Origin of the sequence: Kitasatospora sp. NPDC091257 (assembly GCF_044757675.1) — a bacterium.
GTDB classification, from domain to species: Bacteria; Actinomycetota; Actinomycetes; order Streptomycetales; family Streptomycetaceae; genus Kitasatospora; species Kitasatospora lactacystinica.
In genome coordinates, this window is sequence record NZ_JBIVVI010001739.1 from 1 (window position 1) to 1331 (window position 1331).

The window sequence follows — 1331 nt, forward strand, 5'->3', positions numbered from 1 at the left end:
CCCCCGGGCCCATAGGCTCGACGCTCATTGATCGGGAGGACCGCCCGGCGGTACGGGCCAGCGGCCCGGGGCCGACCGCACGGGCCGACGCGAGAAGGAGCCGGCGATGGACAGCGCAGCCGCCGACGGGCCGCACTCCGGACCCGGCCCGGCGGCCAACCCGCTCGGGCACGGCCCGGTCCTGCTCCTCACCGGCGCCCGGCTGGCCGACGGGCGGGTGGTGGACGTCCGGATCAGCGGCGACCGGATCCAGGCGGTCGGCACCGTCGGCAGCCTCGGCCCACTGCCCGCCCTGCCCGGCGCGCCCACCGTCACCACCGGCGCCCGGATCGACCTGCGCGGCTACCTGCTGCTCCCGGCCCCCGCCGAGGCGCACGCCCACTACGACACCGCGTTCTCCGCCGCGCTGGCCGCCCCGCCGCCGGACACCCCGGCCGACCTCACCCGCCGGGTCACCGAGGCCGCGCTGACCTCGCTCGGCTACGGCGCCACCGCCCAGCGCACCCACGTCCGGATCGGCGACGTGCACGGACTGCGCCGACTGGAGGCGGTGCTCACCGCCCGGCAGGCGCTGCGCGGGCTGGCCGAACTCCAGGCGGTGGCGATGCCCCGGCTGCTCACCGGGCGGGCCGGCGCGGACGGCCGGGCGCAGCTGCGCGAGGCGCTCAAGCTGGGCGCCACCGCGGCCGGCGGCTGCCCGGACCTGGATCCGGACCCGGCCGGGTACGTGCAGCTGCTGCTGGAGGCCGCCCGGGAGGCGGACTGTCCGGTGGACCTGCACACCGGCGCCGCCGACGCCGCCCAACTCGCCCGGATGGCGGGCGCGTTGGCGCCGCTACGGCCGCGGGTGACGCTCGGCCCGTGCGGGGCGCTGGCCCGGGGCGGGTCGACGGTGCTGGCGACCAGCGGGATCCGGGTCGTCTGCCTGCCGCAGAACGGCGGCTGCACCGGACTGGAAGGCCGGACGACGGGCCTGCGGCCGGGCCTGGTAAGGGAGTTGGCCGCCGCCAGGGTGCCGCTGGCGGCGGGCAGCGGGGCGCTGCGCGACCCGTCCAACCCGGTCGGCCGGGCGGATCCGCTGGAGTCGGCGTACCTGCTGTCGGCCGGTGGGGAGCTGGACCCGGCGGCGGCGTACGACGCGGTGGCGAACCAGGCCCGGGCGGCGCTCGGGCTGGCCCCGGTCCGGGTGGACGCCGGGTTCCCGGCGGAGCTGCTGGCGGTGCGCGGGGACAGCCTGCCCGCAAGTCCACCGACGACCTGAGCCGCACCTTCACCGCTTCCTCCGACAAGTTCGAGAACCTCGAACTGTCCGGCGGAAAGGCGCTGTTGCT

Annotated in this window: 1 protein-coding gene; it reads left to right on the plus strand. The window is 78.3% G+C overall.

The window, feature by feature from the left end; translation table 11 throughout:
- Nucleotides 1-106: 106 nt before the first annotated feature.
- Nucleotides 107-1261: a hydrolase gene (locus ACIQOV_RS41680; protein ID WP_401056388.1), complete on the plus strand. Its 1155-nt coding sequence runs from the start codon at nucleotides 107-109 to the stop codon at nucleotides 1259-1261.
- The last annotated feature ends 70 nt before the right edge of the window (nucleotides 1262-1331 follow it).